Source organism: Bradyrhizobium macuxiense (assembly GCF_007993935.1).
In the GTDB taxonomy this organism is placed as follows: Bacteria; Pseudomonadota; Alphaproteobacteria; order Rhizobiales; family Xanthobacteraceae; genus Bradyrhizobium; species Bradyrhizobium macuxiense_A.
This window is the reverse complement of sequence record NZ_VITY01000005.1, coordinates 384,994-408,178: the sequence shown is the minus strand read 5'-3', so window position 1 is coordinate 408,178 and position 23,185 is coordinate 384,994. Positions and strand designations below refer to the sequence as shown.

General features: G+C 65.3%; 26 protein-coding genes and 1 tRNA gene. 14 read left to right on the top strand and 13 right to left on the bottom strand.

All coding sequences use genetic code 11. The features are described from left to right. Window positions 1-157 precede the first annotated feature (157 nt). From FBZ93_RS16360 to FBZ93_RS16350, 3 genes are read left to right on the top strand one after another with little or no spacing between them, the layout of a single operon-like run. Window positions 158-820, top strand: a complete 663-nt coding sequence (locus FBZ93_RS16360; RefSeq protein ID WP_146986925.1) for a TetR/AcrR family transcriptional regulator — start codon at window positions 158-160, stop codon at window positions 818-820. Next, window positions 817-3,498, top strand: a complete 2,682-nt coding sequence (locus tag FBZ93_RS16355) for a molybdopterin-dependent oxidoreductase (protein WP_146986924.1) — start codon at window positions 817-819, stop codon at window positions 3,496-3,498. The genes FBZ93_RS16360 and FBZ93_RS16355 overlap by 4 nt, the downstream gene beginning before the upstream one ends. After that, a complete protein-coding gene (locus tag FBZ93_RS16350; protein WP_146986923.1) occupies window positions 3,495-4,418 on the top strand; it encodes an FAD binding domain-containing protein in 924 nt (307 codons plus the stop codon). Before FBZ93_RS16355 ends, FBZ93_RS16350 begins: the two co-directional genes overlap by 4 nt. A 26-nt stretch (window positions 4,419-4,444) precedes the next feature. On the opposite strand, the gene FBZ93_RS16345 is transcribed toward FBZ93_RS16350, so the two are convergent. The 3 genes from FBZ93_RS16345 to FBZ93_RS16330 form a co-directional block, all read right to left on the bottom strand. Beyond that, complete coding sequence (locus FBZ93_RS16345) at window positions 4,445-5,062, bottom strand: LysE family translocator (protein WP_050426284.1); 618 nt, start codon at window positions 5,060-5,062, stop codon at window positions 4,445-4,447. 204 nt (window positions 5,063-5,266) lie between these two features. Continuing rightward, complete coding sequence (locus tag FBZ93_RS16335; protein ID WP_146986922.1) at window positions 5,267-5,800, bottom strand: hypothetical protein; 534 nt, start codon at window positions 5,798-5,800, stop codon at window positions 5,267-5,269. A gap of 7 nt (window positions 5,801-5,807) precedes the next feature. Next, complete coding sequence (locus tag FBZ93_RS16330) at window positions 5,808-7,247, bottom strand: LVIVD repeat-containing protein (protein WP_146986921.1); 1,440 nt, start codon at window positions 7,245-7,247, stop codon at window positions 5,808-5,810. Window positions 7,248-7,367: 120 nt separating this feature from the next. Between FBZ93_RS16330 and FBZ93_RS16325 the strand changes: the two genes are divergently transcribed. Genes FBZ93_RS16325 through FBZ93_RS16310 form a run of 4 tightly spaced genes read left to right on the top strand, consistent with a single transcriptional unit; the run spans window position 7,368 to window position 9,147 of the window. Beyond that, complete coding sequence (locus FBZ93_RS16325; RefSeq protein WP_097671540.1) at window positions 7,368-7,682, top strand: ArsR/SmtB family transcription factor; 315 nt, start codon at window positions 7,368-7,370, stop codon at window positions 7,680-7,682. Further along, entirely contained in the window at window positions 7,675-8,139 is a 465-nt protein-coding gene (locus FBZ93_RS16320; protein ID WP_146986920.1) for an SRPBCC family protein, read from the top strand. Before FBZ93_RS16325 ends, FBZ93_RS16320 begins: the two co-directional genes overlap by 8 nt. Beyond that, the gene (locus tag FBZ93_RS16315) at window positions 8,132-8,599 is read left to right on the top strand and encodes an SRPBCC family protein (protein WP_146986919.1); all 468 of its coding nucleotides are present in this window, start codon (window positions 8,132-8,134) and stop codon (window positions 8,597-8,599) included. Before FBZ93_RS16320 ends, FBZ93_RS16315 begins: the two co-directional genes overlap by 8 nt. A gap of 32 nt (window positions 8,600-8,631) precedes the next feature. Continuing rightward, window positions 8,632-9,147 (top strand): SRPBCC family protein, encoded by a 516-nt coding sequence (locus FBZ93_RS16310; RefSeq protein ID WP_146986918.1) that lies wholly within the window; start codon window positions 8,632-8,634, stop codon window positions 9,145-9,147. A gap of 183 nt (window positions 9,148-9,330) precedes the next feature. Here the strand turns inward: FBZ93_RS16310 and FBZ93_RS16305 are convergent, their stop codons facing one another. The 8 genes from FBZ93_RS16305 to FBZ93_RS16270 all read right to left on the bottom strand — a co-directional run bounded on the left by FBZ93_RS16305 (window position 9,331) and on the right by FBZ93_RS16270 (window position 15,725). Beyond that, window positions 9,331-9,768, bottom strand: coding sequence for a hypothetical protein (locus tag FBZ93_RS16305; RefSeq protein WP_146986917.1), 438 nt, complete (start codon window positions 9,766-9,768; stop codon window positions 9,331-9,333). Window positions 9,769-9,771: 3 nt separating this feature from the next. Continuing rightward, on the bottom strand, window positions 9,772-10,140 hold the full coding sequence (locus tag FBZ93_RS16300) for a nuclear transport factor 2 family protein (RefSeq protein WP_146986916.1): 369 nt from the start codon (window positions 10,138-10,140) through the stop codon (window positions 9,772-9,774). Window positions 10,141-10,221: 81 nt separating this feature from the next. Then, the gene (locus FBZ93_RS16295) at window positions 10,222-10,692 is read right to left on the bottom strand and encodes a MarR family winged helix-turn-helix transcriptional regulator (RefSeq protein ID WP_146986915.1); all 471 of its coding nucleotides are present in this window, start codon (window positions 10,690-10,692) and stop codon (window positions 10,222-10,224) included. A 32-nt stretch (window positions 10,693-10,724) separates the two neighbouring features. Further along, entirely contained in the window at window positions 10,725-12,335 is a 1,611-nt protein-coding gene (locus tag FBZ93_RS16290; protein ID WP_146986914.1) for an acyl-CoA synthetase, read from the bottom strand. Between the two features lie 57 nt (window positions 12,336-12,392). Next, on the bottom strand, window positions 12,393-13,910 hold the full coding sequence (locus FBZ93_RS16285) for an FAD-dependent oxidoreductase (protein ID WP_146986913.1): 1,518 nt from the start codon (window positions 13,908-13,910) through the stop codon (window positions 12,393-12,395). Between the two features lie 60 nt (window positions 13,911-13,970). Beyond that, entirely contained in the window at window positions 13,971-14,438 is a 468-nt protein-coding gene (locus tag FBZ93_RS16280; protein WP_146986912.1) for a hypothetical protein, read from the bottom strand. A gap of 15 nt (window positions 14,439-14,453) precedes the next feature. Then, on the bottom strand, window positions 14,454-14,909 hold the full coding sequence (locus FBZ93_RS16275; RefSeq protein ID WP_146986911.1) for a GatB/YqeY domain-containing protein: 456 nt from the start codon (window positions 14,907-14,909) through the stop codon (window positions 14,454-14,456). Between the two features lie 114 nt (window positions 14,910-15,023). Continuing rightward, the gene (locus FBZ93_RS16270) at window positions 15,024-15,725 is read right to left on the bottom strand and encodes an alpha/beta fold hydrolase (RefSeq protein ID WP_146986910.1); all 702 of its coding nucleotides are present in this window, start codon (window positions 15,723-15,725) and stop codon (window positions 15,024-15,026) included. A 160-nt stretch (window positions 15,726-15,885) separates the two neighbouring features. Here FBZ93_RS16270 and carA point away from each other — a divergent pair, with 160 nt between their 5' ends. From carA to FBZ93_RS16250, 4 genes are all read left to right on the top strand, one after another. Then, window positions 15,886-17,079, top strand: coding sequence for a glutamine-hydrolyzing carbamoyl-phosphate synthase small subunit (carA, locus tag FBZ93_RS16265; RefSeq protein WP_146986909.1), 1,194 nt, complete (start codon window positions 15,886-15,888; stop codon window positions 17,077-17,079). A gap of 140 nt (window positions 17,080-17,219) precedes the next feature. Then, window positions 17,220-17,714 carry a PaaI family thioesterase gene (locus FBZ93_RS16260; RefSeq protein ID WP_146986908.1) on the top strand — a complete coding sequence of 165 codons (495 nt, stop codon included), beginning with the start codon at window positions 17,220-17,222 and terminating at the stop codon, window positions 17,712-17,714. Between the two features lie 141 nt (window positions 17,715-17,855). After that, window positions 17,856-18,956 carry a mandelate racemase/muconate lactonizing enzyme family protein gene (locus tag FBZ93_RS16255; RefSeq protein WP_146986907.1) on the top strand — a complete coding sequence of 367 codons (1,101 nt, stop codon included), beginning with the start codon at window positions 17,856-17,858 and terminating at the stop codon, window positions 18,954-18,956. Between the two features lie 72 nt (window positions 18,957-19,028). After that, on the top strand, window positions 19,029-19,550 hold the full coding sequence (locus tag FBZ93_RS16250) for a cupin domain-containing protein (RefSeq protein ID WP_146986906.1): 522 nt from the start codon (window positions 19,029-19,031) through the stop codon (window positions 19,548-19,550). Between the two features lie 169 nt (window positions 19,551-19,719). Here the strand turns inward: FBZ93_RS16250 and FBZ93_RS16245 are convergent, their stop codons facing one another. After that, on the bottom strand, window positions 19,720-20,247 hold the full coding sequence (locus FBZ93_RS16245; protein WP_146987059.1) for a Dps family protein: 528 nt from the start codon (window positions 20,245-20,247) through the stop codon (window positions 19,720-19,722). A 139-nt stretch (window positions 20,248-20,386) separates the two neighbouring features. On the opposite strand from FBZ93_RS16245, the gene FBZ93_RS16240 reads away from it, so the two are divergent. Both FBZ93_RS16240 and FBZ93_RS16235 read left to right on the top strand, forming a co-directional pair. Beyond that, window positions 20,387-21,076 (top strand): class I SAM-dependent methyltransferase, encoded by a 690-nt coding sequence (locus tag FBZ93_RS16240; RefSeq protein WP_146986905.1) that lies wholly within the window; start codon window positions 20,387-20,389, stop codon window positions 21,074-21,076. 77 nt (window positions 21,077-21,153) lie between these two features. Further along, window positions 21,154-21,229, top strand: a tRNA-OTHER gene (locus tag FBZ93_RS16235). A 175-nt stretch (window positions 21,230-21,404) separates the two neighbouring features. On the opposite strand, the gene FBZ93_RS16230 is transcribed toward FBZ93_RS16235, so the two are convergent. Beyond that, on the bottom strand, window positions 21,405-21,773 hold the full coding sequence (locus FBZ93_RS16230; RefSeq protein ID WP_146986904.1) for an ArsR/SmtB family transcription factor: 369 nt from the start codon (window positions 21,771-21,773) through the stop codon (window positions 21,405-21,407). Between the two features lie 109 nt (window positions 21,774-21,882). Between FBZ93_RS16230 and FBZ93_RS16225 the strand changes: the two genes are divergently transcribed. Continuing rightward, on the top strand, window positions 21,883-23,058 hold the full coding sequence (locus FBZ93_RS16225; RefSeq protein ID WP_146986903.1) for an MFS transporter: 1,176 nt from the start codon (window positions 21,883-21,885) through the stop codon (window positions 23,056-23,058). The last annotated feature ends 127 nt before the right edge of the window (window positions 23,059-23,185 follow it).

Here is a 23,185-nt window from a genome sequence, read left to right as displayed (position 1 = left end):
AGCTCCAAGGCGAGCAGGCTCGCCCTTGCATGACGAAGCTTTACGCAGCCGGGACGCGACCTTCCGTGACGCGTCTCACACAGGCGCAAGGCGGCCCGGCAGGCCGCCTCACCAAATCGCGATTTGACAGTTTTTCCATATTTGTCAAAATCGTCAAATGGGACCGAAAACCCGCATCCTCGATGCCACCATGCTGGTGTTCCGCCGGCACGGCTTTCGCCGTTCCTCGATCGAGCAGGTCGCCGAGGCGGCCGGCCTGACGCGGCAGGCGCTCTATCACCATTTCGAATCCAAGGAAGCGCTGTTCCGCGCGGTGATCGAGCGCATCCATGAATCCGCGATCGCAGCCGAGGAAGCAGCGGTGGCCGAAGCCGAGACGGCAGGCGGCAATCTCGGCGACATCCTTGCCGCGGGCATGACCGCGCGGATGTCGACCATGATCGGATCGCTGGACGGCTCGCCGCATCTCGAGGAACTGTATTCCGAGCACCTCGTGCACGCCCGCGACCTCTACCAGACCTACGCCGCACGTTATGCGGAGCGCATGGTCGCGACCATCGCGCGGACCGCACGCCGGCAGCAGCTTGCGCTGCCGCAGGACCTGTCGCCGGCCGAATTCGGGCGCCTGGTCGAAATGTCGATCTACGCAGCGAAGTCGCAGTACCCGGCGATGCAGCCGGCGGACGCATTCCTGAAGGACATGGCGATCATGGTGCGGACGCTCTGCGCCGGCGCCGTACCGAAATCCGAGAAGCCGCCCATCAAGAAGGCGGCGCCCCCAAAGAAGCCGACACGCAGGACAATTGGAGGACTGTCATGACCACGACGACCGTCAACGGCCGCGTCGAATCCCTGCCCGATGATCCCGATGCGCTCTTGATCGACATCGTGCGCGACCAGCTCAAGCTCACCGGCACCAAGCTCGTCTGCGGCGCCGGCGTCTGCGGTGCCTGCACGGTGCTGGTCGACGGCGCGCCGGTCGCAAGCTGCCTGATGCCGGCGCAGGCCGCGGCCGGCAAGGCGGTGACGACGGTGGAGGGCATCGGCGCCGCAGGACTGCATCCGGTGCAGAAGGCGTTCATGGCGCATGACGCCCTGCAATGCGGCTTCTGCACGCCGGGCTTCATCGTTGAGGCGACCGCGTTCTGCGACCAATGGCGCGCGACCAGGGGAACGGCGGTGCCGTCGCGCGAGGAGATCGGCGCGGCGCTGTCGGGCCATCTCTGCCGCTGCGGCGCCTATGACGGGATTTTCCGCGCGGTCGCGGATGCCTGCGCCGGCCGCTTCGACGGCGACAATGTCGCAGCGCCCCGCATCGAAGCGCGCGACAAGGTGACGGGCGCGGCGAAATACACCGTCGACATCAACCATGACGGCCAGCTCGACGGCCTGATCCTGCGCTCGCGCGAGGCGCATGCCCGCATCACCGCGCTCGATCTGGCGCCGGCACGCGCGCTCGCAGGCGTCACCGCGGTGCCGCTGCTCGGCGACGACCGCATCGTGCGCTTTGTCGGCGAGCCGATTGCGGCGGTCGCCGCACGCGACCGCAAGTCCGCGCTGGCCGCGCTCGCCGCGATCAAGCTGACCTACGAAAAGCTGCCCGCGGTCGTCGGGCTCGACGCCGGACGCAAGGACGGCGCGCCTGTGGTGTTCGACAAAGCGAGCCGCAAGCGGGCCGGCAACGTCTCGGAAGCGGCCGGCGGGCCGGCGCCGTGGAAACAGAACATCCGCGGTCCGACCGCGGTGTTCTCGACCCGCGCCAAGAAGGCGCGCAGCTGGGTCGACGAGGCGCGGCAGGCCAACAACCGTCTGCTGGTCGAAGCCACCTTCCGCACCGCCACGCAGCAGCATGCCTGTCTCGAGCCGCACGCCGCGGTGGCCCGCTTCGACGGCGACCGGTTGACGCTGCACGCATCGACCCAACAGGTGTTTCACCTAAAGGAGCAGATTGCAAAGCGCTACAAGCTCGATCACGACAAGGTCCGCGTGATCGCCGATCACGTCGGCGGCGGCTTCGGATCGAAGGCGAGCCTGGGCACGGAGACGATTGCCGCCATCGAGCTCGCGCGCGAGGCGAAAACACCGGTGCGCGTCGCCTATGATCGGCAGGAAGAGCTCTCGGTTGCCGGCTATCGGCCGGCCGCGGAACTAAAGGTCGCGCTGCTGCCCTCCGAGCAGGGCGGCTTGAAAGCGCTCTCCGTCACCGCGCATGCCGATACGGGGGCTGCGACCAACTCGACGATTGCGGGCCTGGCGCGGCTGATCTATCCGGCCGAGGCCAAGGACCTGTCGGATTTCGACGTCATCAGCAATCTGCCGCCCGGCGCCGCCTTCCGCGGCCCCGGCGGTCCGCCGATGGCATTCGCGGTCGAGCAATCGATCGACGAGGCCGCGCTGCGGCTCAAGGTCGATCCGATCGCCCTGCGCAAGCGTTGGGATCCCGATCCCAACCGCCAGCGGCTCTACGACTGGGCCTCCGGGCTCGACATCTGGCGCAATCGCAAGCCACAACAGACCGGACGCTATCGCCGCGGCATCGGCGTCGCGACGGGCTACTGGCTCTATCTCTGGCAGCCCAACGTCAAGGTCGAGGTCGCAGTCAAGGGCGGCCGTATCGTCGCCAGCACCGCGACGCAGGACATCGGCACCGGCACCCGCAGCGTGCTGGCCGACACGATCGCGCGCGAGTTCGATCTCGAACCCTCTGATATCGATGTGCGGATCGGTGATTCATCGCTGCCCGAAGGGCCCGGCTCCGGCGGCAGCCGCGTTACCGCCTCGGTGATGCCGCCGACCTTGCAGGCGGTGCGGAAACTGAAGGCTCAAATCCTCGAACAGGCGACACGAAAGCCTGCGCCCGGCTCGAACGCGCCGTGGCGCGAGCTGATCGCGCGTTCGCCCGACATCGCGGTCGTGGAGACGCGCGGCGAGGACGGCAAGAACACCGCGCCCGGCATCCGCTCGCCGCTGCGCGAAGTCGGCCTGATGGGCATGGTGTTCGGCTGGATGATGCGCCGCTTCTCGAACATCGCGGTTGGGGCCGGCGTGCCGAGCTCGGTGCAGGTCATCGAGGTCGAGGTCGACACCTGGCTCGGCCATGTCCGTGTGCTCAACGTCCATACCGGCATCGCGGTCGGCAGGATCGCTTCGCCTGCACTGGCCCACAGCCAGGCCTGCGGCGCTGTGATCCAGGGCCTCGGCTACGCGCTCTATGAGGCGCGCGAGCTTGATCCGAAGACCGGCGACGTCCTGACCGCGGGAATGGAGGACTATCGCATCCCCGGGATCGCCGACACGCCGGAGATCGATGTGCACTTCGACGAGGCCGGCTTCGATCATGTGCTCGGCAACAGCGTCGGCATCGGCGAGGCATCGACGGTGCCGACCTCGGCCGCGGTCGCCAACGCGATCCACAATGCGATCGGCGTCCGCCTCACCGAAATTCCGATCCGGCCCGACCGCATCGTCGCCGCGCTGAAAGGGAGGGACGCCGCATGAGCGCCGCAACTGCACTGGCAATGTCCGGACCCGAATTCCGTGCCGCCGGCACCGATCTGTCGGAGCGCCGCCGCAGCGGCCTGTCGTGCGGAGAGGTCATCGATCTCACCGCCAGTCCCGATACGATCGGAATTGCGTGGGGCGCGGACGGCGCGGCGCGGATCGGCGCCCTGACTGCGATCGCGGCGATCGCATCCGACGTGCGGCTCGCGCAGGCCTATCCAGGCATCACGGCTGCCGCACAGGGCCTCGCCACGCCGCAGATCCGGCATATGGCAACGCTCGGCGGCAATCTCGCGCAGCGCTCGCGCTGCTGGTATTTCCGCAATCCGCAGATCGCCTGCCTCAAGAAGGGCGGCTCCGACTGCCCGGCGCGGACCGGCAACCATCTCTATCACGTCGCGTTCGATCTCGGCCCGTGCGTCGCGCCGCATCCGTCGACGATGGCGATGGCGCTGCTCGCCTATGACGCAAAGGTCACCACGGACCGGCGCAGCGGACTGTCTATCGCCGATCTGCTCGGCGACGGCAGCAACGGCGCGGCCGACAATCTCCTCGCACCGGGCGAGCGAATCGAGCGGATCGAGCTCCCTGCTCCGCTGGTCGACGAGCGCGCACTCTACAAGCGCGCCATCAGCCGCTCCTATGCGGAATGGCCGCTGGTCGAGATTTGCGTGCGGGCCGTGATATCAGGCGGCACGTTTCAGCAGGTCCACATCACGGCGGGCGGCATCGCCCCGGTGCCGCTGCGTCTTGTGGCAAGTGAAACGGCGCTGCAGGGGAAGCCGGCCGACGCGGCGACCATCGCGCAAGCCGCCGAGCTGGCGGCATCGGGAGCAAAGCCGCTGCCGATGACCGGCTACAAGCTCGAGCTGCTGACAGGCCTGGTGCGCGACGTGGTCGAGCGGATCGCGGTGTAGAGCCGGCGACCGTTTCGGCGCCGGGCTCACCGCGCCCGGGTCAACGCCAGCCAGATGCCGCCGCCGATCATGAAGCCGCCTGAGATGCGCGACATCAGCCGCGTCCGCTCCTTGGAGAAGAACTTGCGGGCGCGGCCGGCTGCCAGCGCATAGGCGGCATCGGTCAGCACCGCGGTCGCCATGAAGGTGACGCCGAGCAGCGCCACCTGCGGCAAATGCGGCTTGTCCATGTCCATGAACTGCGGAATGAAGGCGCCGAAGAACACCAGCACCTTCGGGTTCGAGAGCAGCACCAGAAAGCCCTGCAGGAAAAATCCGCCGCGCGGCGGCGGCGGCTTGTCGTCGGTACCGACGCCCTCGACCGGCGAGCGGATCAGCTTGATGCCGAGCCATACCAGATAGGCCGCGCCGGCAAAGCGCACCCAGTTGAACCAATAGCCCATGGTGGCCATCAGCGAGGTCAGGCCGACCGCGACGATGCCGATCACGATCGCCAGCCCGACCTGCGCGCCCAGCACATTGGTCAGCGCGGCGCGTGTGCCGTAGCGCAGGCCGTTGGCGATCACCATCGTGACGATCGGACCGGGCAGCAGCGCCAGCGCGATGCAGGCGGCGACAAAGGCAAAATAGGCTTGCAGGGACATGGGGGGCTCACTGATGGTGAAGATGAATTATGCACATCCGGCGGGCGAAGAGGAAGCAGTTCCTGCTCATGTCGGTCATACCCCGCGAAAGCGGGGTATCCAGTACGCCGCGGCCTATCGGCTGATCATCAGCGTCTCTGGAATACTGGGTCACCCGCTTTCGCGGGTGACGACACCATTTTTCACATGCGGAAGAGGCGCTCCTCAACGGCCCTCCATCGCAGCCGCCATCCATGTCCTGACCTCTTGCGACGCCAGGAATCTCAGCGTCACCCGTTGCACGCGCGCGGCATCGCCCCTGCCCTGCGCCGCGACTGCCATGAGATCGCAGCGATGCGAGACCGCGATGCCGATCGCGGTGCGGCTTCCGTCGAGACGATAGACCCTGATCCGTCCTGGCATGTCGGCGACATCAACAACGTCGCCTGCCCCCAGCGGCACAAAGCGCGGGCCGATCATGTCGACATCGGCAACGCGGTCGACCTCGTCGTCATCGGCGACGCCGCTGTCGCAATTGCAGAAGCCGAGCTTTGGTCTGAGATAGGCTTCGACCTCGGTGCCGCACTCGGCCGCACCACAACGGAAGGCGCGGCCGGCGGGCCAGCCGTCGCGCGGGAACGGCCAGGCGATTTCGCGCCATGCAGCGGCTCGCGGCAGCGCCATCTCGTAGCCGGCCACGGCCGAGAGGCCGCCGAGCGCCAGAAACATCGCCGCGATGACCGGCCACGCGCGCATCATGAAATTCTCACGGCAGGCCCGCGACGGCCCGCGCCGCGCCGGTCAGCTCGAGAATGTGCAGGCCGGTGTTGGCGCGGTCGACCGCGTAGATGTAGCCACGTTCGTCGGTCTCGACGTTGTTGGTCTGAATCGCGACCTTGCAGCGCTCCTTGCCGTCGATGGTGACACAGCGCTTGTCGGTCGCCGCCGTAATGGAAGGGATGAAGTACCCGATCTCCCTGGGGTGATAGGGATCGCGGATATCGAGCGCACGGACACCGGCGTTGAAGAAGGCGATGAAGGCCAGCTTCTTGTAATAGACCGGCGCCATGCTCTCGTTCGACGAATGCGAACCGAACCGGCCGCCGCGTTCGCAGAACCCGCCGGAGGCTTCGGGCACGGTGTAGCTCGAGATCACCATCGGCCGCGCTTCTGTCGTCACGTCGGCGAACCACACCATCTGCCGCGCCTCACCGCATTCATTCTGGATCGCCTCGTCGACGATCATCACGATGTCGCGCGTCTTGCCGTCCTTGTCGCGGGCGAATTCCGCGATCGGCATGTCGGGCATCGGAAACACCGTGTGGGCGCCGTTCATCGCCGACAGCGGCATCCGCGCGATTTCCGGGAATGTCAGATTGTCCGGCGTCGGTTCTTTCGGTCCGCTCAACAGCTTGTCGCGATCGACGATCTGCAGGAAGCCGCCCTTGTTGGTGCCGTAGCCGAAATAGACGCGGTTGCCCTTTGGTCCGGTCGAGATCGGCCCGTGCAGTTCGGTCGGCACCGCGCCGGTCGCGCCCGGCTGCTGCCCCGGCAGGCCGAAGTCCCTGATCTTCAGGGGATGCGCGGGATCGGAGAGATCGTAGATCTGCGTCATCCGCCGCGTGCGCCAGTCCGGCGCGCCCGACACCAGGTAGGCGATGCCGGTGCTGCATTCCCAGAAATTCTTGTGCGTGTCCTTCAGCCCGGCGATCCGGGTGATGAGCACGGGATTGGCAGGATCGGCGACGTTCCAGATCTCATGCGCCTCGCTGCCGAAAGTGCGCAGCATGTAGACCGCGTTGCGATCGCCCTTCGGCAGATCCTTGCCGTCGCAGATCCGCACCATCTGCGCGCCGCCGGATTCGTATTTGCCTTCCTGGCCTGGAATGTGCCGCAGATATCTGGGATGCGCGGGATCGGTGACGTCGACGATCGAGGTGCCGTTTGGTTCAGGCTTGCCGGTCATCGGATTGACGGGATCGGGAATGTCGTCGGTGCCGCCGTGGTGGCCGATATAGGCAATCCAGCGATCGCCCTGGTGATGGATCGTGGGCTGATAGGCGCTGCGCGCCTGCAGATCGTTGGTTCCAATCAGCCTCATGTTGGAGGCTTCGGGCGGGTCGCCGACCTTCTGCTGGGCGCTCGCAGCATTCGCGAGCAGGACAACAAGAAACGTGCAGCAAACTGCCGTAACGCGACCACCCATGCGCATCACCCCGAGTTCCCTGCCAATCTGCGTTGGCTGTGCGGAACGCTAGCACGGCGATACCGGCGCCTAAACACACGCTCTTGACATGCAACCATTTGGTTGCCTATTATCCAACCCATGGATGAAGTCTTCAAAGCCCTCGCGGATGCCTCACGGCGGACGCTGCTTGACCGGCTTCACGATCAGAACGGGCAGACGCTCGGCGAGCTCTGCGACGGCCTCGACATGACGCGTCAGGCCGTCACCAAGCACCTTGTGATTCTCGAGGAGGCCAACCTCGTCACCACGATCAAGCATGGCCGCGAGAAGCTGCATTACCTCAACCCGGTTCCGATCCATCAGATCGGTGAACGGTGGATCAAGAAGTTCGAGCGCGGGAAACTCGCCGCGCTCAGCGAATTAAAACGACAATTGGAGAAGCGTGATGAGTAAACCCGACTACGTCTACGTCACCTATATCGAGACCACGGCCGAGAAGCTGTGGCGCGCGCTGACATCAAGCGAGTTCACCGAACGCTTCTGGTTCGGCTATCGCGCCACGTCCGACTGGAAGGTCGGCTCGCCCCACCATCTCAGCAAGGACGGTCGCCGCGCCGTGCAGGGCGAGGTGCTGATCGCCGATCCGCCCAAGAGGCTCGCTTACAGCTGGGACGTCGTGAAGGAAGGCGTCGAGCGCGAGCAGGTCTCGCGCGTGACCTTCGACATCGAGCCGCACGGCGGGATCGTCAAGCTGACCATGACGCATGACAATTTGGGCCCGAAGACGCTGCGCGACATCTCCGGCGGGTGGCCGATGGTCATCGCGAGCCTGAAGAGCTTCCTGGAGACCGGGCGCGAACTGCCGATCGAACTGCTCACAAGCGGCGCCAGGGAGCCCTACCATGCCTAAGCCCGAATTCGTCTACGTCACCTATATCGAGACCACGCCGGAGCAACTGTGGGATGCACTGACATCAAGTGCATTCACGCGGCAATATTGGTTCGACACCGAGCTGCAATCGGACTGGAAGGTCGGCTCGCCGCTCGCGCTGGTGATGAGCGGCAAGACCACCGACACCGGCGAAATCCTCGAGGCCGACCGGCCGCGGCGCCTCGCCTACACCTTCAAGCACGAGGCCGATCCCGAACTGCGCAAGGAGCCGGCAACCAAGGTCGTGTTCGCGCTCGAGCCGTTCGGCAAGATCGTGAAGCTGACCGTGACCCATGAAGGCTTCGGCGTCGGCAGCAAGCTGCTCGACGGCATTTCCAAGGGCTGGCCTGCGATCCTGTCCGGCCTCAAGAGCCTGCTCGAGACCGGCAAGGTGGTCGCGATCCCGCCTGCCGCGCTCGGGATCGAAGGCTTCGAATGACAATGAAGATCTATCGAAGGATACGTGCGGACATGAACATCGAGACATTCAAGCCGGCCATCGTCTACGCGATCTACATCGCCGCCACGCCCGAGCAGGTGTGGCAGGCACTGACCGACGCAGAGCTCAGCCGGAAATACTTTTCCGGCAACGCCGTCGAGGTCGATCTTCGCCTCGGCGGCGCGTACATCGTGCGCACGCCAGACGGCGCATTGCACATCTCCGGCGCGGTGATCGCGTGCGATCCCTTGCGGCGCCTGACCGTCACCTTCAACGTCAACTGGCCGCAACTGGTCGAAAAGCTCGGGCCGACGCTCGTCACCTGGGAGATCGAGCCGGCCGGCGACGGCGTGAAGCTGACCTTGCTGCAATCTCATGATCGCCCGATCAGCGACGACATCCTGTCCGGCGGCCGCGCCGGCTGGCCGGCGATCCTCTCCAGCCTGAAGAGCATGCTGGAGACCGGCAAGGCCATGGTGATCCCGATGCCTCCGCCAGCGCGCATGCTGGCGGCGCTGAAGGAATTGGGAATACCGATGCCGACGTGAGGGCGGCGCTACAGCCGCCCCACACTCCGCCGTCGTCCCTGCGAAAGCAGGGACCCATAACCACCGCTCTAAGCGGTTAGCGTTTGCTGGGGCCACAGCGTCGCGCAACACAAGCATTTGTGGTTATGGGTCCCGGCCTTCGCCGGGACGACATTGGAGAGAGATTACGCCAGCACCCGTAGGTCATGCCACGAGCAATAGCGCGACAATCAGATTCGCCACGAACAACGTCGCGTCGATCACGAAGATCCTGAGCATCGGCCCCTTCAGCACCGGCCAGTAGGCGACCCCGACGCGGCCGCCGCGCATCAGGACGGGCAGATTGTAGGCGAACTGGCTGAAGTGACACGCCGCGAAGAACAGGAACAGCGCAAGCTGCGCTTCAACGGCCTGAAAGAACGGCGGCCTTGCGAGCAGGAAATACAGCGACAGCAGCCCGATCGGCAGATTGATGCCGCCGAGAAACGCGACGCTGGCCGACAGGGTCGGCGCGATCGGATTGCCACGCTCCTCGCGCGGGACCAGGATCTTCAGTGTGTTGCGCTGGGCAACGCTGAACTGGACGAACGCAGCACCGAACCAGAGTGCGTTGAGCAGCAGGACGAAATCCGAAAATCGCATGGGTTACTTTCCGTAGAATGCTTCGCTGCGCACCACGCGGCCGGCACCGTCGAAATCCATGAACTCGCTGGCGCGCGTGTCGCCCAATTGCCACCACACCGTCAGGCGCGCGATGGTCGCGTCCCAGCTCCAGTTCAGGATCTTGAGATCTGCGCTTTCGATACCGCCATAAGCCTGGCGCCAATAGGCGCGGATGTTCTCGGCCCCCACGACCACAGGGCTATCCGTCAGTTTCAGCGCCAAGGGGCTGCGCATCTCCGCATTGTCGGCAAAATGCGCGACGACGGCGTCGATATCGACTTTGCACCAGTTCGCGCACCACGCCTCGACAAAGCGCCCGGCCGCCGCCCGGTCCATGATCTCTCCGCCCATGCGATCGCCTCTCCCGCGTGACTGCGCAGAAGATTGGCATGATGAAATCTTCACGTCAACTATGTTGACTTGAGAGCGCGACTAGTTGTCGTCGGCGATCGCTCCCATCACCGCCATCCACGCAGCAGTGCCGGGCGCGCCGACACGATCGAATGCCTCGCGAAGAACCTTGCGCTCGTGGTCGGACGCGCGCTGTTCGATGCGCTGCCCCGCCGCGGTCAGGCGCAGCAATTTGGAACGATGCTGCTCGGGCGACCGCTTCGCCGCCACGAGCTTGCGCTCCAGCAACAGGCCGAGCGGGCGGTTCAAGGCCTGCTTGGAAATACCGAGCACCTCGATCAGCGCGCCGATCGAGATGTCGGGCCGCCGCGCCACGACGTAGAGAATGCGATGGTGCGGGCGCGACAGGCCGACCGTCTCAAGATACTGATCGGCCAACAGCGTCATCCCGCGCCAGCCGTAGTACATCAGCTCCAGCGCCGCATCGAGTTCGTGGAGCTTCTTGAGCGAGGCGCGGTGCAGGCCTGGGGCCTGAGAGACAGTCTTCTGCATTGGCGTATGGTGTCGAACCTGCCGGAGAGAATCTAGCCCAGCGCGCGCAGCTCGCGCCGCAGCACCTTGCCGGTCGCCGTCATCGGCAGGCTGTCGGCGAACTGCACGAAGCGCGGATATTCATGGGCGGCGAGCTGCACCTTGACGAACTCCTGGATCTCGCGCGCCAGTGCATCGCTCGGCGCGAAGCCTGGCCGCAGCACGATCCAGGCCTTGATCAATTCGGTGCGGATCGGATCGGGGATGCCGACCACGGCCGACATCGCGACCGCCGGATGCTTCATCAGCGTGTGCTCGATCTCGGACGGGCCGACGCGATAGCCGGCCGTGGTGATGACGTCGTCCTCGCGGCTGACGTACCAGAAATAGCCGTCCTCATCCTGCACGCCGAGATCGCCGGTCAGCAGGAATTCGCCGGCATATTTCTTCGCCGTCGCTTCCGGATTTCGCCAGTATTCGATCATGGTGCACGGGCACGGCTGGCGCACGCCGATGATGCCGCGCTGTCCGCGCGGCAATTCCTCGCCCTTGTCGTTGACGATGCGGACGTCGAAGCCCGGCGTGGCGCGGCCCATCGAGCCCGGCCGGATCGGAAACAGATTGGAATTGCTGCCGATCACGAGATTGCATTCGGTCTGCCCGAACACCTCATGGGCATCGATGCCGAAAGTCTCGCGCACCCAGCCCAGCAGCTCGCCGCCGAGCGACTCGCCGCCGGTGAAGATGCTGCGCAGCTTCACCCCCGAATTCTTCACATCGGCCTGCCGCATCAGCTTCAGCGCGGTCGGTGGCAGGAAGACATTGCGGATACCGAGCTCGGCCATCATCTGCATCGCCGCCTGCGGCTCGAACTTGCGGGCGCGGTGGCCGACCATCGGAATGCCGTGATACCAGAACGCGAACAGGCCGTTGATCAGCCCGCCGATCCAGGCCCAGTCCGCCGGCGTCCACATCAGGTCACCCGGCCGCGGCAGGAAGTTGTGGCACATCTCGACATTGGGCAGATGGCCGAGCACGACGCGATGCGCGTGCAGGGCGCCCTTCGGATTGCCCGTGGTGCCTGAGGTGTAGATGATCAGCGCGGGATCGTCGGCCGAGGTGTCGACGGTGGTAAATTCCGGAGACGCCGACCTGATCGCGCTCCAGAACGGCTTGGTGCCCGCCGGCGTCTTGCCGCCGACGATGTAGACGCTCTTCAGCTCGGGCAGCCGGTCGCGGATTTTTGCGATCTTCTCCCAGCCGGCCTCATCGGTGACGACGGCTTTCGCCGCCGAGTTCGACAGGCGGAATTCCAGCGCATCCTCGCCGAACAGCGCGAACAGCGGGATCGAGATGAGAGCCGCGCGGAACGCCGCGAGATGCGCGACCGGCAATTCCAGCGATTGCGACAGGAACACCGCGACGCGGTCGCCGCGCACCAGGCCGTCGGCAGTCAGCACATCGGCGAAGCGGCGCGACGCATCCGCGACCTCGTCGAACGAAGTGCGCGTGGTACCGCCCTCCTCGTCGACATAGACCAGCGCAAGCCGGCCGGTGCCGTCGGCATAACGATCGCAGCACGCGGTCGCCATGTTGAAGCGCGCGGGAACGTCCCAGCGGAAGTTGCGATAGAGCTCGTCGTAGGTCTTGGCTTCCTGAAGCATGGCGGCAGATTAGAGCATTGCCGTCAGACCACAAACCCCTCCTTGCGGGGAAAGCCGTCAGGCCGCCCGCTCCATTGCGGCCTCAAGCTTGAGGCTTTCGAGGTCGCGATAGATCGAGGCGACCGCAAGCACGCGCCCGCCGCGCTTGTAGCGCAGCATGCAATCCCTGCCGGCGACGCTGCCGTCCACCGCGATCTCGTCCCACTGCTCGGCGTGGCCGACATAGTTGATCGGCACGTCGTAATGCTGGCTCCAGAAGAACGGCACCGCATCGAAGGCCTCGCGTTGCCCGAGCATATTCCGCGCTGCGGTCTGGCCCTGGCGCTCCGCCACCACCCAGTGCTCGACCCGGATGTTCTCGCCGCTGTGCGGATCGGGCCAGCGCGCGATATCGCCGGCCGCGTAGACGCCGGGAGCGCTGGTCTCGAGATAGCCGTCCACTGTCACGCCGTGATCGATCGTAAGCCCGGCGGCTTCCGCCAGCGCCAGCCGCGGCTTCACGCCGACACCGAGCACGACGAGATCGGCATCGAGCACGGGCCCGCTCTTCAGGCGCGCGCGCTTGCCCTCGATCGCGGTCACGGTGTCACCGAGATGGAAGACGACGCCACGCTCCTCGTGCAGCGCGCGGACGAAATCGCCCATCTCAGGCCCGAGCACGCGCTCCAGCGGCCGCGCTTCCAGCCCGACCACGTGAACCTCGATCTCCCGCGCGCGCAACGAGGCCGCAACCTCGAGCCCGATGAAGCTTGCCCCGATCACCACCGCGCGGCGCGCGCCGCTGGCCGAGGCGATGATCGCCCGGCAATCGTCGAGCGTGCGCAACACGTGAACGTGGGGCTGGTCCGCGCCGGGGATCGGCAACCGCACCGGCTCCGCGCCGGTCGCCAGCAGCAGCCGGTCGTAGGCGAGCATTTCGCCGCCGGCGAGCACGACGTTGCGGCGGCCGGTGTCGATCGACTTGACCTCGGTCTTGAGTCTCAGATCGATCGCCGCGTCCGTGTAGAAATTGTCCGGCTTCAGCGGCAGCCAGTCTTCCGGCGCGCTGCCGGCGAGGAAATCCTTTGACAAGTTCGGCCGGTCCACCGGCGGCGCGGCCTCGCCGCTCAGCATGACGATGCTGCCGCGATAGTCCTGCCGCCGCAGCATCTCGGCGGCAGCAAAGCCTGCCGCGCCGCCACCGACGATCACGATCCTGCCGGGCGCATCGACCGGGCCCTTGACGCGCGGTTTCGGCTGCGCACGTTTCTCGCGCACGATGATGCGGTCGCCGTCGCGCTCGACCTTCCAGACGGCGAGCGCGTTGAAGGCGGGCGCGGCGGTCGCCTCGCCGGTGCGAATGTCGAAACAGGCGTGATGCCAGGGGCAATGGACGGTCTCGCCTTCCACCAGGCCGTCGGCGAGCGGGCCGTGGTAATGGCTGCAATGCGCGTCGATGGCGAAGATATCCGCCCCCGAGCGCACCAGCAGCACGTCGTCCTCGCCGACATGGCCGAGCAACATCGCGTCCGGGAAGTCGGAGAGGTCCACGCCTTGTGTCAGATCCGGACCGGAAGGAGCTTGCTGATCGGCCATGGCCTGTCTCCAGTTTATCCAGAACTTCACCCCGTCGCCTTCACGGGGGCCTTGTCGCTATCAGCTTCCCTGCATGTAGCGGACCGGGTTCTCCCGATCCGCCTTGAAGATATCGGCGGCCTCGGCGAACAGCGCCGCAACGGCGGGAGCCTTCAGATCATCAAACGCCGCGAAGCTGAAATTGTTGCCGCCCGCGCGCAATTCGCCGAGCTTGCCGGCATAGCAGGACACCAGCGGCTTGCCGCCGCGGGTCACCGCGACATAGACGCTGATATAGTTCTTCTGCAGCGCTACCCCGATCACCGGCCAGGCCGCGGTCTTGCCGGACTTGATCGCGTAGCGAAACTCGCCATAGCCGATCATGTTCATGCGCATGCCGGCATCACCGGCCGGCGTGCCCTCGTGAAAATGCCGCTTGAGCGATGGCGCCGTCTTGCGCATCACGGCGTGCAGCTGTTCGAGATCCGCGGTGCGGCCGGGATCAAAGGCGAGATAGGCTTCCAGACTGTCCGCGGCGACACGAAACATCGGAAACCTCCGCGACTATCCCGCGAGCGCCGCCTTCACCAGGCCGCTGGCCTTGCCGAAATCCATCTGGCCGGCATATTTCGCCTTCAGCGCACCGATCACCTTGCCCATGTCCTTGATCCCGGCGGCGTTGGTCTCGGCGATGATGGCCGAGATCGCGGCCTTCACGTCGTCGTCGGACATCTGCTTCGGCAGGTACGCCGAGATCACGGCGATCTCCGCGCGCTCCTGGTCAGCGAGCTCGGCGCGGCCGCCCTTGTCGTACAGCTCGACCGACTCCTGGCGCTGCTTGATCATCTTCTGCAAGAGGCCGAGCAGATCGGCATCGGAGAGTGGCGGCTTGCCCTGCCCGCGCGCGTCGATGTCGGCGTTCTTGATGGTCGAATTGACCATGCGCAGCGTGGAGAGCTTGCGCTCGTCCTTTGCCTTCATCGCTTCCTTGACCGCAGTGTTGATATCGTCGCGCAGCATCTCTGTGTCCTTGAACCGGTAATCCCTTCATGTAGGCAGTTTGCGGCAGCAGAACAACTCTTGTTTGCCGCGTTTTCCTGGCGCGAACCGGCGTCCACTTCGCTCGAAAACGCTTTAGTTCCTGAGCCACTCAACCAACGCATCCGCGCAAGCCTGCGGCTGTTCCAGCTGCGGCAGGTGACCGCAATTGGCAAGCACGACGAGCTTGGCACCGGGAATGCCATTCGCCATCTCGTCCGACAATGAATTCGGAACTGTGTTGTCGGTGTCGGACGTCAGCACCAGGGTCGGGCACTTGATCCAGGCCATGCTCGGCCGCGAATCCGGCCGGCTCAGCACCGCGTTCTGCTGGCGGATGAAGGCCTCGGCCCCGACGTCCTCGCTCATGTCATCAACAATCCGGCGCAGGCCTGCGTCGCCCTGCCGCGATGGATGCACGAAGCCGGGAAACAGCTCGTCGACCACGCTCTTGAACTGCCCGCTTTTGGCACGCTCGATCATGCCGCGGCGGCGGGCGGTCGCCTCCGGCGTGTCGGCCCGCGCCTGGGTGCTCATCAGCGCCAGCTTCGCCACCCGTTCGGGCGCCTGCCGCATGATCTCGAAGGCGATGTAGCCGCCCATCGAATGCCCGGCGAGGGCAAAGCGCGGCGGCGCCTCGGCCAGGATCCGGCGGGCGATTGCGCCCATATTGTCGTCCCTGACGTGGTTGGCGACCGTGACCGGCCCACACCGCCACAGCGCCGGGATGACCGGGGCAAAGATCCGTGGCGAGCAGATGAGGCCCGGGACGAGCAGAATCGGCATCGTGTTGTCCATAGAGTGCTCCGGACCGGGTCATTTTCGGCAAGCAAACGGCCGCTTCGAGGAACTTTAGATTAAAAGGCCGTTCCGGCCTGTCAAATCGGCCGGGATTGCCGTGTGAATCCGCGCCCTTTCGCTTTGACGCCGCAGCGTGCGGCCTCTATTTAAAGGGCTCATGACAACATCCGAAAACGCTCCCGCCTGGCCGGACCACAAACCGACCGCGCTCCTTGTGCTCGCCGATGGTACCGTGCTGGAAGGCTTCGGTCTCGGCGCGGAAGGCCACGCCGTCGGCGAGGTCTGCTTCAACACCGCGATGACCGGCTATGAGGAAATCCTCACCGATCCGTCCTATGCCGGCCAGATCATCACCTTCACCTTCCCGCACATCGGCAATGTCGGTACCAACGAGGAAGACATCGAGACGGTGAACATGGCCGCGACACCCGGTGCGCGCGGCGTGATCCTGCGCTCGGCGATCACGGATCCCTCGAATTTCCGCGCCACCCGCCACCTCGACCAGTGGTTGAAGGCGCGCGGCATCATCGGCCTCTCCGGCATCGACACCCGGGCGCTGACCGCGCTGATCCGCTCCAAGGGCATGCCCAATGCGGTGATCGCCCATTCGAAGGCCGGCGAATTCGACCTGCACGCCCTGAAGGAAGAGGCCCGCGAATGGCCCGGCCTCGAGGGCATGGACCTGGTGCCGATGGTCACCTCCGGCCAGCGCTTCACCTGGGATGAGACGCCCTGGGTGTGGGGCAAGGGTTTCGGCCAGCAGACCGCGCCGGAATTCAACGTGGTCGCGATCGACTACGGCATCAAGCGCAACATCCTGCGCCTGCTCGCCGGCGTCGGCGCCAAGGTGACCGTGGTGCCGGCGACGACCGCGGCCGAGGACATCCTGGCGATGAAGCCGGACGGCGTGTTCCTCTCGAACGGCCCCGGCGATCCCGCCGCGACCGGCAAATATGCCGTGCCCGTGATCCAGAAGGTGATCGCCTCGGGGACGCCGACCTTCGGCATCTGCCTTGGCCACCAGATGCTCGGCCTCGCCGTCGGCGCCAGGACCATGAAGATGCATCAGGGCCATCACGGCGCCAACCATCCGGTCAAGGACGAGACCACCGGCAAGGTCGAGATCACCTCGATGAACCACGGTTTTGCGGTCGATCAGGCGACGTTGCCCAAAGGCGCGAGCCAGACCCATATCTCGCTGTTCGACGGCTCCAACTGCGGCATCGCGCTCGAGGGCAAGCCGGTGTTCTCGGTGCAGTACCACCCCGAGGCCTCGCCCGGCCCGCGCGACTCGCACTATCTGTTCCAGCGCTTTGCCGATTTGATGCGGCAGAAGAAGCGCGCGGCGTAAAGCCGCCAACCGTCATTGCGAGGCGCGCAGCGACGAAGCAATCCATCCATCCCCGCGTGGAGCGATGGATTGCTTCGCGGAGCCTGTCATCCGGCGGCGCTTCGCGCCGACCGGGTGGCTCGCAATGACGGAGATTTCCGATGACCGACAGCCCGCCCCCGAAGCCTACCTACGGCGTCTCGTCGATGGAGGTGATGGCATCGATGCCGGGGCTCGACTTCGTGCGCGGCATCTTCGCCCGCACCCTGCCGGAGCCGCCGATCATGGAGAATGTCGAGCCGTTCGACTGCACCGCCGAGCCCGGCCAAGTGGTGATCCACAGCATCCCCGGCCTGCGCCACTACAACCCGATCGGCTCGGTGCATGGCGGCTACGCCGCGATCCTGTTGGACTCCGCGATGGGGCTCGCGGTGCAGACCACGCTACCGAAGGGTTTTGGCTACACCACGCTGGAGTTCAAGATCTCCTTCGTCCGCGGCATGAGCCAGGACACCGGCACGATCCGCACCGAAGGCCAGGTCCTCAACGCCGGCCGCCGGGTTGCGACCGCCGAAGCACGCATCACCGACGCCAAGGGTAAGCTGATCGCGCACGCCACCACGACCTGCCTGGTGTTCGAGCTGCCCAAGACCTGAAGGCAATCGCGTCTTGGTGCAAGGTCCTGGCGCATTGGAGGCATGACAAAGCGCGCTGGATTGCTGCCTGCGCTCTGTGATTGAGTTTCCCTTATCCGAGATCAGGCAACATGATCCGGCCGCAGATGAAGGGAAACCCCGATGATGTCAGCCAGCTCCGACATGACGATCCGCGACATCCGCGTGACGATGCTGCGGCTCCCCTGGGCCGACGATCCCTGGCTGAAGGGCGCGGCGCTCGGCGCCACGCGCGACATCCTGATCTGCGACGTCGAGACGGCAGGCGGCGTCACCGGCATGGGCTATCTGTTCGTGTTCCGCCCGGCGATGCAGTCGATCGCGGCCTGCCTCGACGAGTGCATCATCCCGCGCGTCATCGGCAAGGACGCCAGCGCGATCGAGGCGATCTGGCGCGATCTGTGGACCGCGACGATGACCTATGGCCGCGGCGGCATCGCCGCAATGGCGATGTCGGCGCTCGACATCGCGCTGTGGGATGTGCTCGGAAAACGCGCCGGCCTGCCGCTGCATCGGCTGTGGGGGCATTATCGTTCGGAAATCCCGGTCTATGGTTCCGGCTGCTTCCGTGGCGCCGGCGGCGACGGGATGATCGAGAAGGCGCTGCATTTCGTCAAGCAGGGCTACAAGGCGATCAAGATGCAGGTCGCGCATGTTCACACGCCGGCGCAGGACCTCGACAATGTGCGCCGCATGCGCGAGGCGCTCGGCCCTGGCATCGACATCATGATCGACGTCAACATGGGCTGGAGCGCCGATGTCGCGATCGAGATGGGACGCAAGTTCGAGAAGTACGATATCTACTGGCTCGAGGAGCCGGTGCCGGCCGATGATTTCGCCGGCTATCAGCGCATCGCCGCGGCGCTCGACATGCGCGTCGTCGGCGGCGAGACGCATTTCACGCGCTACGATCTGCGGCCGTTCTTTCTCAATCCCTGCCTGCCGATCCTGCAACCGGACCCGATGCGCGGCGGCATGACCGACCTGCGCAAGATCGCGACGCTGGCGGACACGTTCGGCATCACCATCGCGCCGCATCTGTTCCCCGAGCTCAACGTGCACCTGCTGGCGTCGATCCCGAACGGCATCTGGTGCGAGAACATGGCGCTGATCGACGACCTCTGGGTCGACCCGCCGGAGATCGCCAACGGCATGATCACCGCGCCGGAGCGGCCGGGACACGGGCTCAAATTCAAGGACGAGGTGCTGAAGTTCAAGATCTAGCGGGAACGGTTTCCGGACCGGCCGCTTGGTCTGTCCTGACCTCACCGCCGCTCGCAACGCTGGAGAGTAGCCATGCCGGTCGTCAGTTCCGATGCCGAGCCCCAGACCTTCGTCTTCCAGGACGACGGCTTGGTGCCGAACAATCCGATGCCGTTCCTGGTTTACAGGGCCGCCATCGACGTCGGCAGCAATCCGGAGGCGACGATCGAGCAGCTGTTCGGCAGCAATGGCTGGGGCGCGATGTGGCGCAACGGCGTCTACGACTTCGCGCATTACCACGCCACCGTGCACGAAGTGCTGGGCGTCGCCCGCGGCAGCGCACGGGTGCAGTTCGGCGGCGAGCATGGTCATGCGCTGGAGATCGCAGCCGGTGACGTCGCGATCCTGCCGGCCGGCACCGGGCATCAATGCCTGTCGGCGAGCGGCGATTTCAGCGTGGTCGGCGCCTATCCGCCGGGCCCGCCGATGGACCTGCAACGGCCGACGCCGGAGAACCACGCGCGGGCGCTGAAGACGATCCCGCAGGTCGCGGTCCCCGCGACCGATCCGGTGCTGGGCAAGGACGGTCCGCTGGTGCGGCTGTGGAAGCGCTGAAACATCGGCAAGCGGCGCTGCCCCTTTCCCTTCTCCCCTTGTGGGAGAAGGTGGCGCGGATGCAATCCGCGCCGGATGAGGGGTCTGCATCCGCGGATAGAGACCCCTCACCCGGCTTCGATGCTTCCGCATCGAAGCCACCCTCTCCCACAAGGGGAGAGGGTGAAGACTACGCCGCGTTGCTGCCTTCCTGGCGGCTGGCCTCGAACAGGAACCAGGTGCGGCGCTCGGTTTCGTCGATGAAGGTTTCCAGCAGGCCGGCGGTGCCGGAGTCCTCGTGGTCGTCGGCGAGCTTGTGCGCCTTGCGCATCGCCGCCGCGATGTGCTTGTTGTCCTCCATCAGTTCGCGCAGCATTTCGCGCGGCGGGACATAGTCCTCGTCATTGTCCTTGATGGTCTGATGCTTGGCGATGTCGCCGATCGACCTCAGCGTCGCGCCGCCGAGCTTGCGCACCCGCTCGGCGAGCTGGTCTGTGGTCGCGAAGATCGCGTCCGACTGCTCGTCCAGCAACAAATGGTAATCATGGAAATGCCGGCCGCTGACATGCCAGTGAAAATTCTTGGTCTTCAAATAGAGCGCAAAGGCATCAGCCAGAAGCGTGTTCAGCGAGGTCGAGATCGTATCCACCGCAGCCTGCGGCAGGTCGCTCGGCGTGTCGAGGTCGGGCGAGATCTTGTCGGTCTTGTTGGCATCAATCTTGGCTTTGCTCACGTTGAACCTTCCTGTTAGGAACCCGTATTTCGGCGCATTGAATATTGGCCGCCGGACCGCTAACGCATCGTCAGCCCACCCGTTCCTGGAAGTCAGGAACCCATTCTGCCGGATACCAAACGCGATGGATGAATGGATCGACTATTACGATTCCACGCATACGATTTATGCGAGCCGACTGCACCGCGACCTGCATTTCCAGGTCATCGCAAACGACATTATCGGATACATCACTTCGCCCGACGCCGTGGTGCTGGATTACGCCTGCGGCGAGGCGCTCTCGGCTATGAAGGTCGCCAATGCCTGCGCCCAGCTCTATTTGGCGGAGCCTGCGCCCGGCGTCCGCGGCCGTCTGGTCGCGCGCTTTGCGTCCGACACCCGGATCCGCGTCCGCTCGCTCGATGAGCTGAAGAACATGGCGGCCGACTCGATCGACCTCGTGGTGATGAACTCGGTGGCGCAATACATGACGCCGCAGGAGCTCGATACCGCATTCGACGTGATCCACCGCCTGCTGAAGCCGACCGGCCGTTTCGTGCTCGGCGATATCCTGCGGCCGGAAGTCGGCATGGCCAGGGACGTCGTCGCACTGCTGCGCTTTGCGGCGGTCCACGGCTTCCTGCGCGATGCGGTGGTCGGGCTGGCCTCAACCGCACTGTCCGATTACCGGCAACTGCGCACCAGGATCGGGCTGCAGCGCTACCGCGAGGACGAGATGATTAAAAAGTTCGCCGCCGCCGGCTTCAGCGCCACCCGCGCGCCGCGCAACATCGGGCACAATCCGTGGCGGATGACGTTCGTGGCGCACCACTGATCAAAGGTTGCAGAAAAAATTAGGGTTAACCAAAAGTAAACGTAGCGGCCGCTGAAATAATCAGCAATGATCCACTTGGCCCGGTGGCGGAAGCTTCGACGCGGCAGTGGTGCAACACTGTTTATCCTGGTTCAAATCCAGGCCGGGCCTCCACGCTTCGCCCTAACGGGCTACGCGTGGCGCAGCCACGCCGGACCGGCGGGGCAAAGCGTGTCCGGCGTAGCTTGAGCGTAGCGAAGGCGTAGACGGACGAAGGCCGCGCCGAGGTAGCAAGGCGCAGCCGGGCGTCGGCAAGTTCGGCTCAACAATCCAATCAACCTCGCGCGCGTCAGGCCGCGCTGACGACTTCGCATTCCGGAAATTGCAATCGCTCCGCATCGCGCGTGGCGGATTTCAGGATCGCATCGAGCAGGCCGGGAAAGCGCGCGTCGAGGTCTTTGCGGCGCAGCTTCATGTAGCGCGTGGTGCCGGCGATGCGGGTCTGGATCACGCCTGCCTCGCGCAGCTTCGCGAAATGGTAGGCGAGATTGGACTTGCCGCTGAAGGCGTTGAAATCCCCGCAGCGCAACTCGGTCGCCGCCGGATCGTGCCGGGACAAATTATAGACGATCGCAAGCCTGGTCGGATCGCTCAGGCAATCCAACAGGAGGGGCAATTCGATCTGATCGCGGGTCGGATGTGGAGGCGTGCGGCTCATCGGCCCAACATAGCAGCTCTGATCCAATGTTCAATATTTATTGAACTAATTGACATTCGGTTATGGCCGAACGATGGTTCAACAAACATTGAACAATAGGATTGACGTCATGAGCGTGTTCTGGCTGGCCCTGGGTGCCTTTGCGATCGGTACCGAAGCGTTTGTGATCGCGGGTCTTTTGCCGGCGATCGCAGCGGATGTGCAGATTTCCGCCGCAGCGGCCGGCCAGTTGGTGACGGCCTACGCCCTCACCTACGCGATCGGCTCGCCGGTCCTTGCCGTGATGCTGAACAATATCGATCGCCGGACCGTGCTGACGCTGGCGCTGTCGGTCTTCATCGTCGGCAATCTGCTGGCGACGGTGGCCTGGGATTTTCCGGTCCTGCTGGCGTCGCGCATCGTAATGGCGCTCGGCGCCGGGCTCTGCATGCCTACAGCAATCGGCGTCTCGGTCGCCGTGGCCTCCCCGGAACGGCGCGGTCGCGCGGTTGCGCTGGTCACCTCGGGCATCACCGTCGCGACCGTCATTGGCGTGCCGTTCGGCAATGTCGTCGGCAGCCTGCTGGGATGGCGAGCGACCTTCGCGATGGTGGCCTTGCTCGGACTGATCGCCCTGGCCGGCCTTGCATTCGGCCTGCCACGCGGCTTGCCGCGAAGCACGGCGAACCTTGCCGAGCGCCTTGCCGTCGCACGGCACCGTGCCGTGCTCGCCGCGCTCGTCATCACCATCCTGTGGGCGGTCGGCGGCTTCACGGTGTTCACCTATCTTGCGATCCCGCTGCATCAGCAACTCGGCTTTGATGCCTCCGGCGTCAGCCTCGCACTGTTCGCGTTCGGCTCGGCAGCAGCGATCGGCAATATGACCGGCGGCCTGATGGCGGACCGGATCGGCGCCACATCGACCGCGGCACTCGGCCTTGCCGGCATGGCGAGCGCGCTCATCCTGCAGTCGTTCGTGCTGAAATATGTTGCCCCCGACCAGGCCGGCCATCTGGTGCTGCTCCTGATCTTCCTCTGGGGCATTTCGGGCTGGGCGTTCTATCCGCCCCAGATCGCCAGCATCATCCATATCAACCCGCAAGCCTCGGCGATCGCGCTGTCGCTCAATGCGTCCGCCATGTATCTCGGCTTCGCCATCGGCGGGGCCACCGGCGGGCTTGTTCTCTCAACCGCGAGCCCCACCGACCTCGGCTGGGTTGGCGGCACGAGCGTTGCGATGGCTTTGGCGGTGCACCTGTTCCGGAGCCGCCGGGAACGGCTGAATCCATATAAAATTGCCGGTTGATTGGCCGCTTTTGGGGGTTTCGCGGGTGCGGAAACTGGTCTAAAGACCACCCGCGCGCGAGGGATCGCGCTTCCGGCGCTGCAAAATGTAGCGCATGGCTCGAGGGACGCGCGGGAAGCGCGCCCTT

Excerpts from the sequence above, each read along its gene's own strand:
- FBZ93_RS16250 (WP_146986906.1), top strand. The coding sequence starts at position 19,029 with ATGCCGGTCGTCAGTTCCGATGCCGAGCCCCAGACCTTCGTCTTCCAG.
- FBZ93_RS16230 (WP_146986904.1), bottom strand. The coding sequence starts at position 21,773 with ATGAGCCGCACGCCTCCACATCCGACCCGCGATCAGATCGAATTGCCC.
- FBZ93_RS16315 (WP_146986919.1), top strand. The coding sequence starts at position 8,132 with ATGCCTAAGCCCGAATTCGTCTACGTCACCTATATCGAGACCACGCCG.
- FBZ93_RS16260 (WP_146986908.1), top strand. The coding sequence starts at position 17,220 with ATGACCGACAGCCCGCCCCCGAAGCCTACCTACGGCGTCTCGTCGATG.
- FBZ93_RS16305 (WP_146986917.1), bottom strand. The coding sequence starts at position 9,768 with ATGCGATTTTCGGATTTCGTCCTGCTGCTCAACGCACTCTGGTTCGGT.
- FBZ93_RS16275 (WP_146986911.1), bottom strand. The coding sequence starts at position 14,909 with ATGCTGCGCGACGATATCAACACTGCGGTCAAGGAAGCGATGAAGGCA.
- FBZ93_RS16295 (WP_146986915.1), bottom strand. The coding sequence starts at position 10,692 with ATGCAGAAGACTGTCTCTCAGGCCCCAGGCCTGCACCGCGCCTCGCTC.
- FBZ93_RS16270 (WP_146986910.1), bottom strand. The coding sequence starts at position 15,725 with ATGGACAACACGATGCCGATTCTGCTCGTCCCGGGCCTCATCTGCTCG.
- FBZ93_RS16345 (WP_050426284.1), bottom strand. The coding sequence starts at position 5,062 with ATGTCCCTGCAAGCCTATTTTGCCTTTGTCGCCGCCTGCATCGCGCTG.
- FBZ93_RS16285 (WP_146986913.1), bottom strand. The coding sequence starts at position 13,910 with ATGGCCGATCAGCAAGCTCCTTCCGGTCCGGATCTGACACAAGGCGTG.
- FBZ93_RS16320 (WP_146986920.1), top strand. The coding sequence starts at position 7,675 with ATGAGTAAACCCGACTACGTCTACGTCACCTATATCGAGACCACGGCC.
- FBZ93_RS16290 (WP_146986914.1), bottom strand. The coding sequence starts at position 12,335 with ATGCTTCAGGAAGCCAAGACCTACGACGAGCTCTATCGCAACTTCCGC.
- FBZ93_RS16360 (WP_146986925.1), top strand. The coding sequence starts at position 158 with ATGGGACCGAAAACCCGCATCCTCGATGCCACCATGCTGGTGTTCCGC.
- FBZ93_RS16350 (WP_146986923.1), top strand. The coding sequence starts at position 3,495 with ATGAGCGCCGCAACTGCACTGGCAATGTCCGGACCCGAATTCCGTGCC.
- FBZ93_RS16280 (WP_146986912.1), bottom strand. The coding sequence starts at position 14,438 with ATGTTTCGTGTCGCCGCGGACAGTCTGGAAGCCTATCTCGCCTTTGAT.
- FBZ93_RS16255 (WP_146986907.1), top strand. The coding sequence starts at position 17,856 with ATGATGTCAGCCAGCTCCGACATGACGATCCGCGACATCCGCGTGACG.
- FBZ93_RS16310 (WP_146986918.1), top strand. The coding sequence starts at position 8,632 with ATGAACATCGAGACATTCAAGCCGGCCATCGTCTACGCGATCTACATC.
- FBZ93_RS16355 (WP_146986924.1), top strand. The coding sequence starts at position 817 with ATGACCACGACGACCGTCAACGGCCGCGTCGAATCCCTGCCCGATGAT.
- FBZ93_RS16300 (WP_146986916.1), bottom strand. The coding sequence starts at position 10,140 with ATGGGCGGAGAGATCATGGACCGGGCGGCGGCCGGGCGCTTTGTCGAG.
- carA (WP_146986909.1), top strand. The coding sequence starts at position 15,886 with ATGACAACATCCGAAAACGCTCCCGCCTGGCCGGACCACAAACCGACC.
- FBZ93_RS16335 (WP_146986922.1), bottom strand. The coding sequence starts at position 5,800 with ATGATGCGCGCGTGGCCGGTCATCGCGGCGATGTTTCTGGCGCTCGGC.
- FBZ93_RS16325 (WP_097671540.1), top strand. The coding sequence starts at position 7,368 with ATGGATGAAGTCTTCAAAGCCCTCGCGGATGCCTCACGGCGGACGCTG.
- FBZ93_RS16240 (WP_146986905.1), top strand. The coding sequence starts at position 20,387 with ATGGATGAATGGATCGACTATTACGATTCCACGCATACGATTTATGCG.
- FBZ93_RS16225 (WP_146986903.1), top strand. The coding sequence starts at position 21,883 with ATGAGCGTGTTCTGGCTGGCCCTGGGTGCCTTTGCGATCGGTACCGAA.
- FBZ93_RS16330 (WP_146986921.1), bottom strand. The coding sequence starts at position 7,247 with ATGGGTGGTCGCGTTACGGCAGTTTGCTGCACGTTTCTTGTTGTCCTG.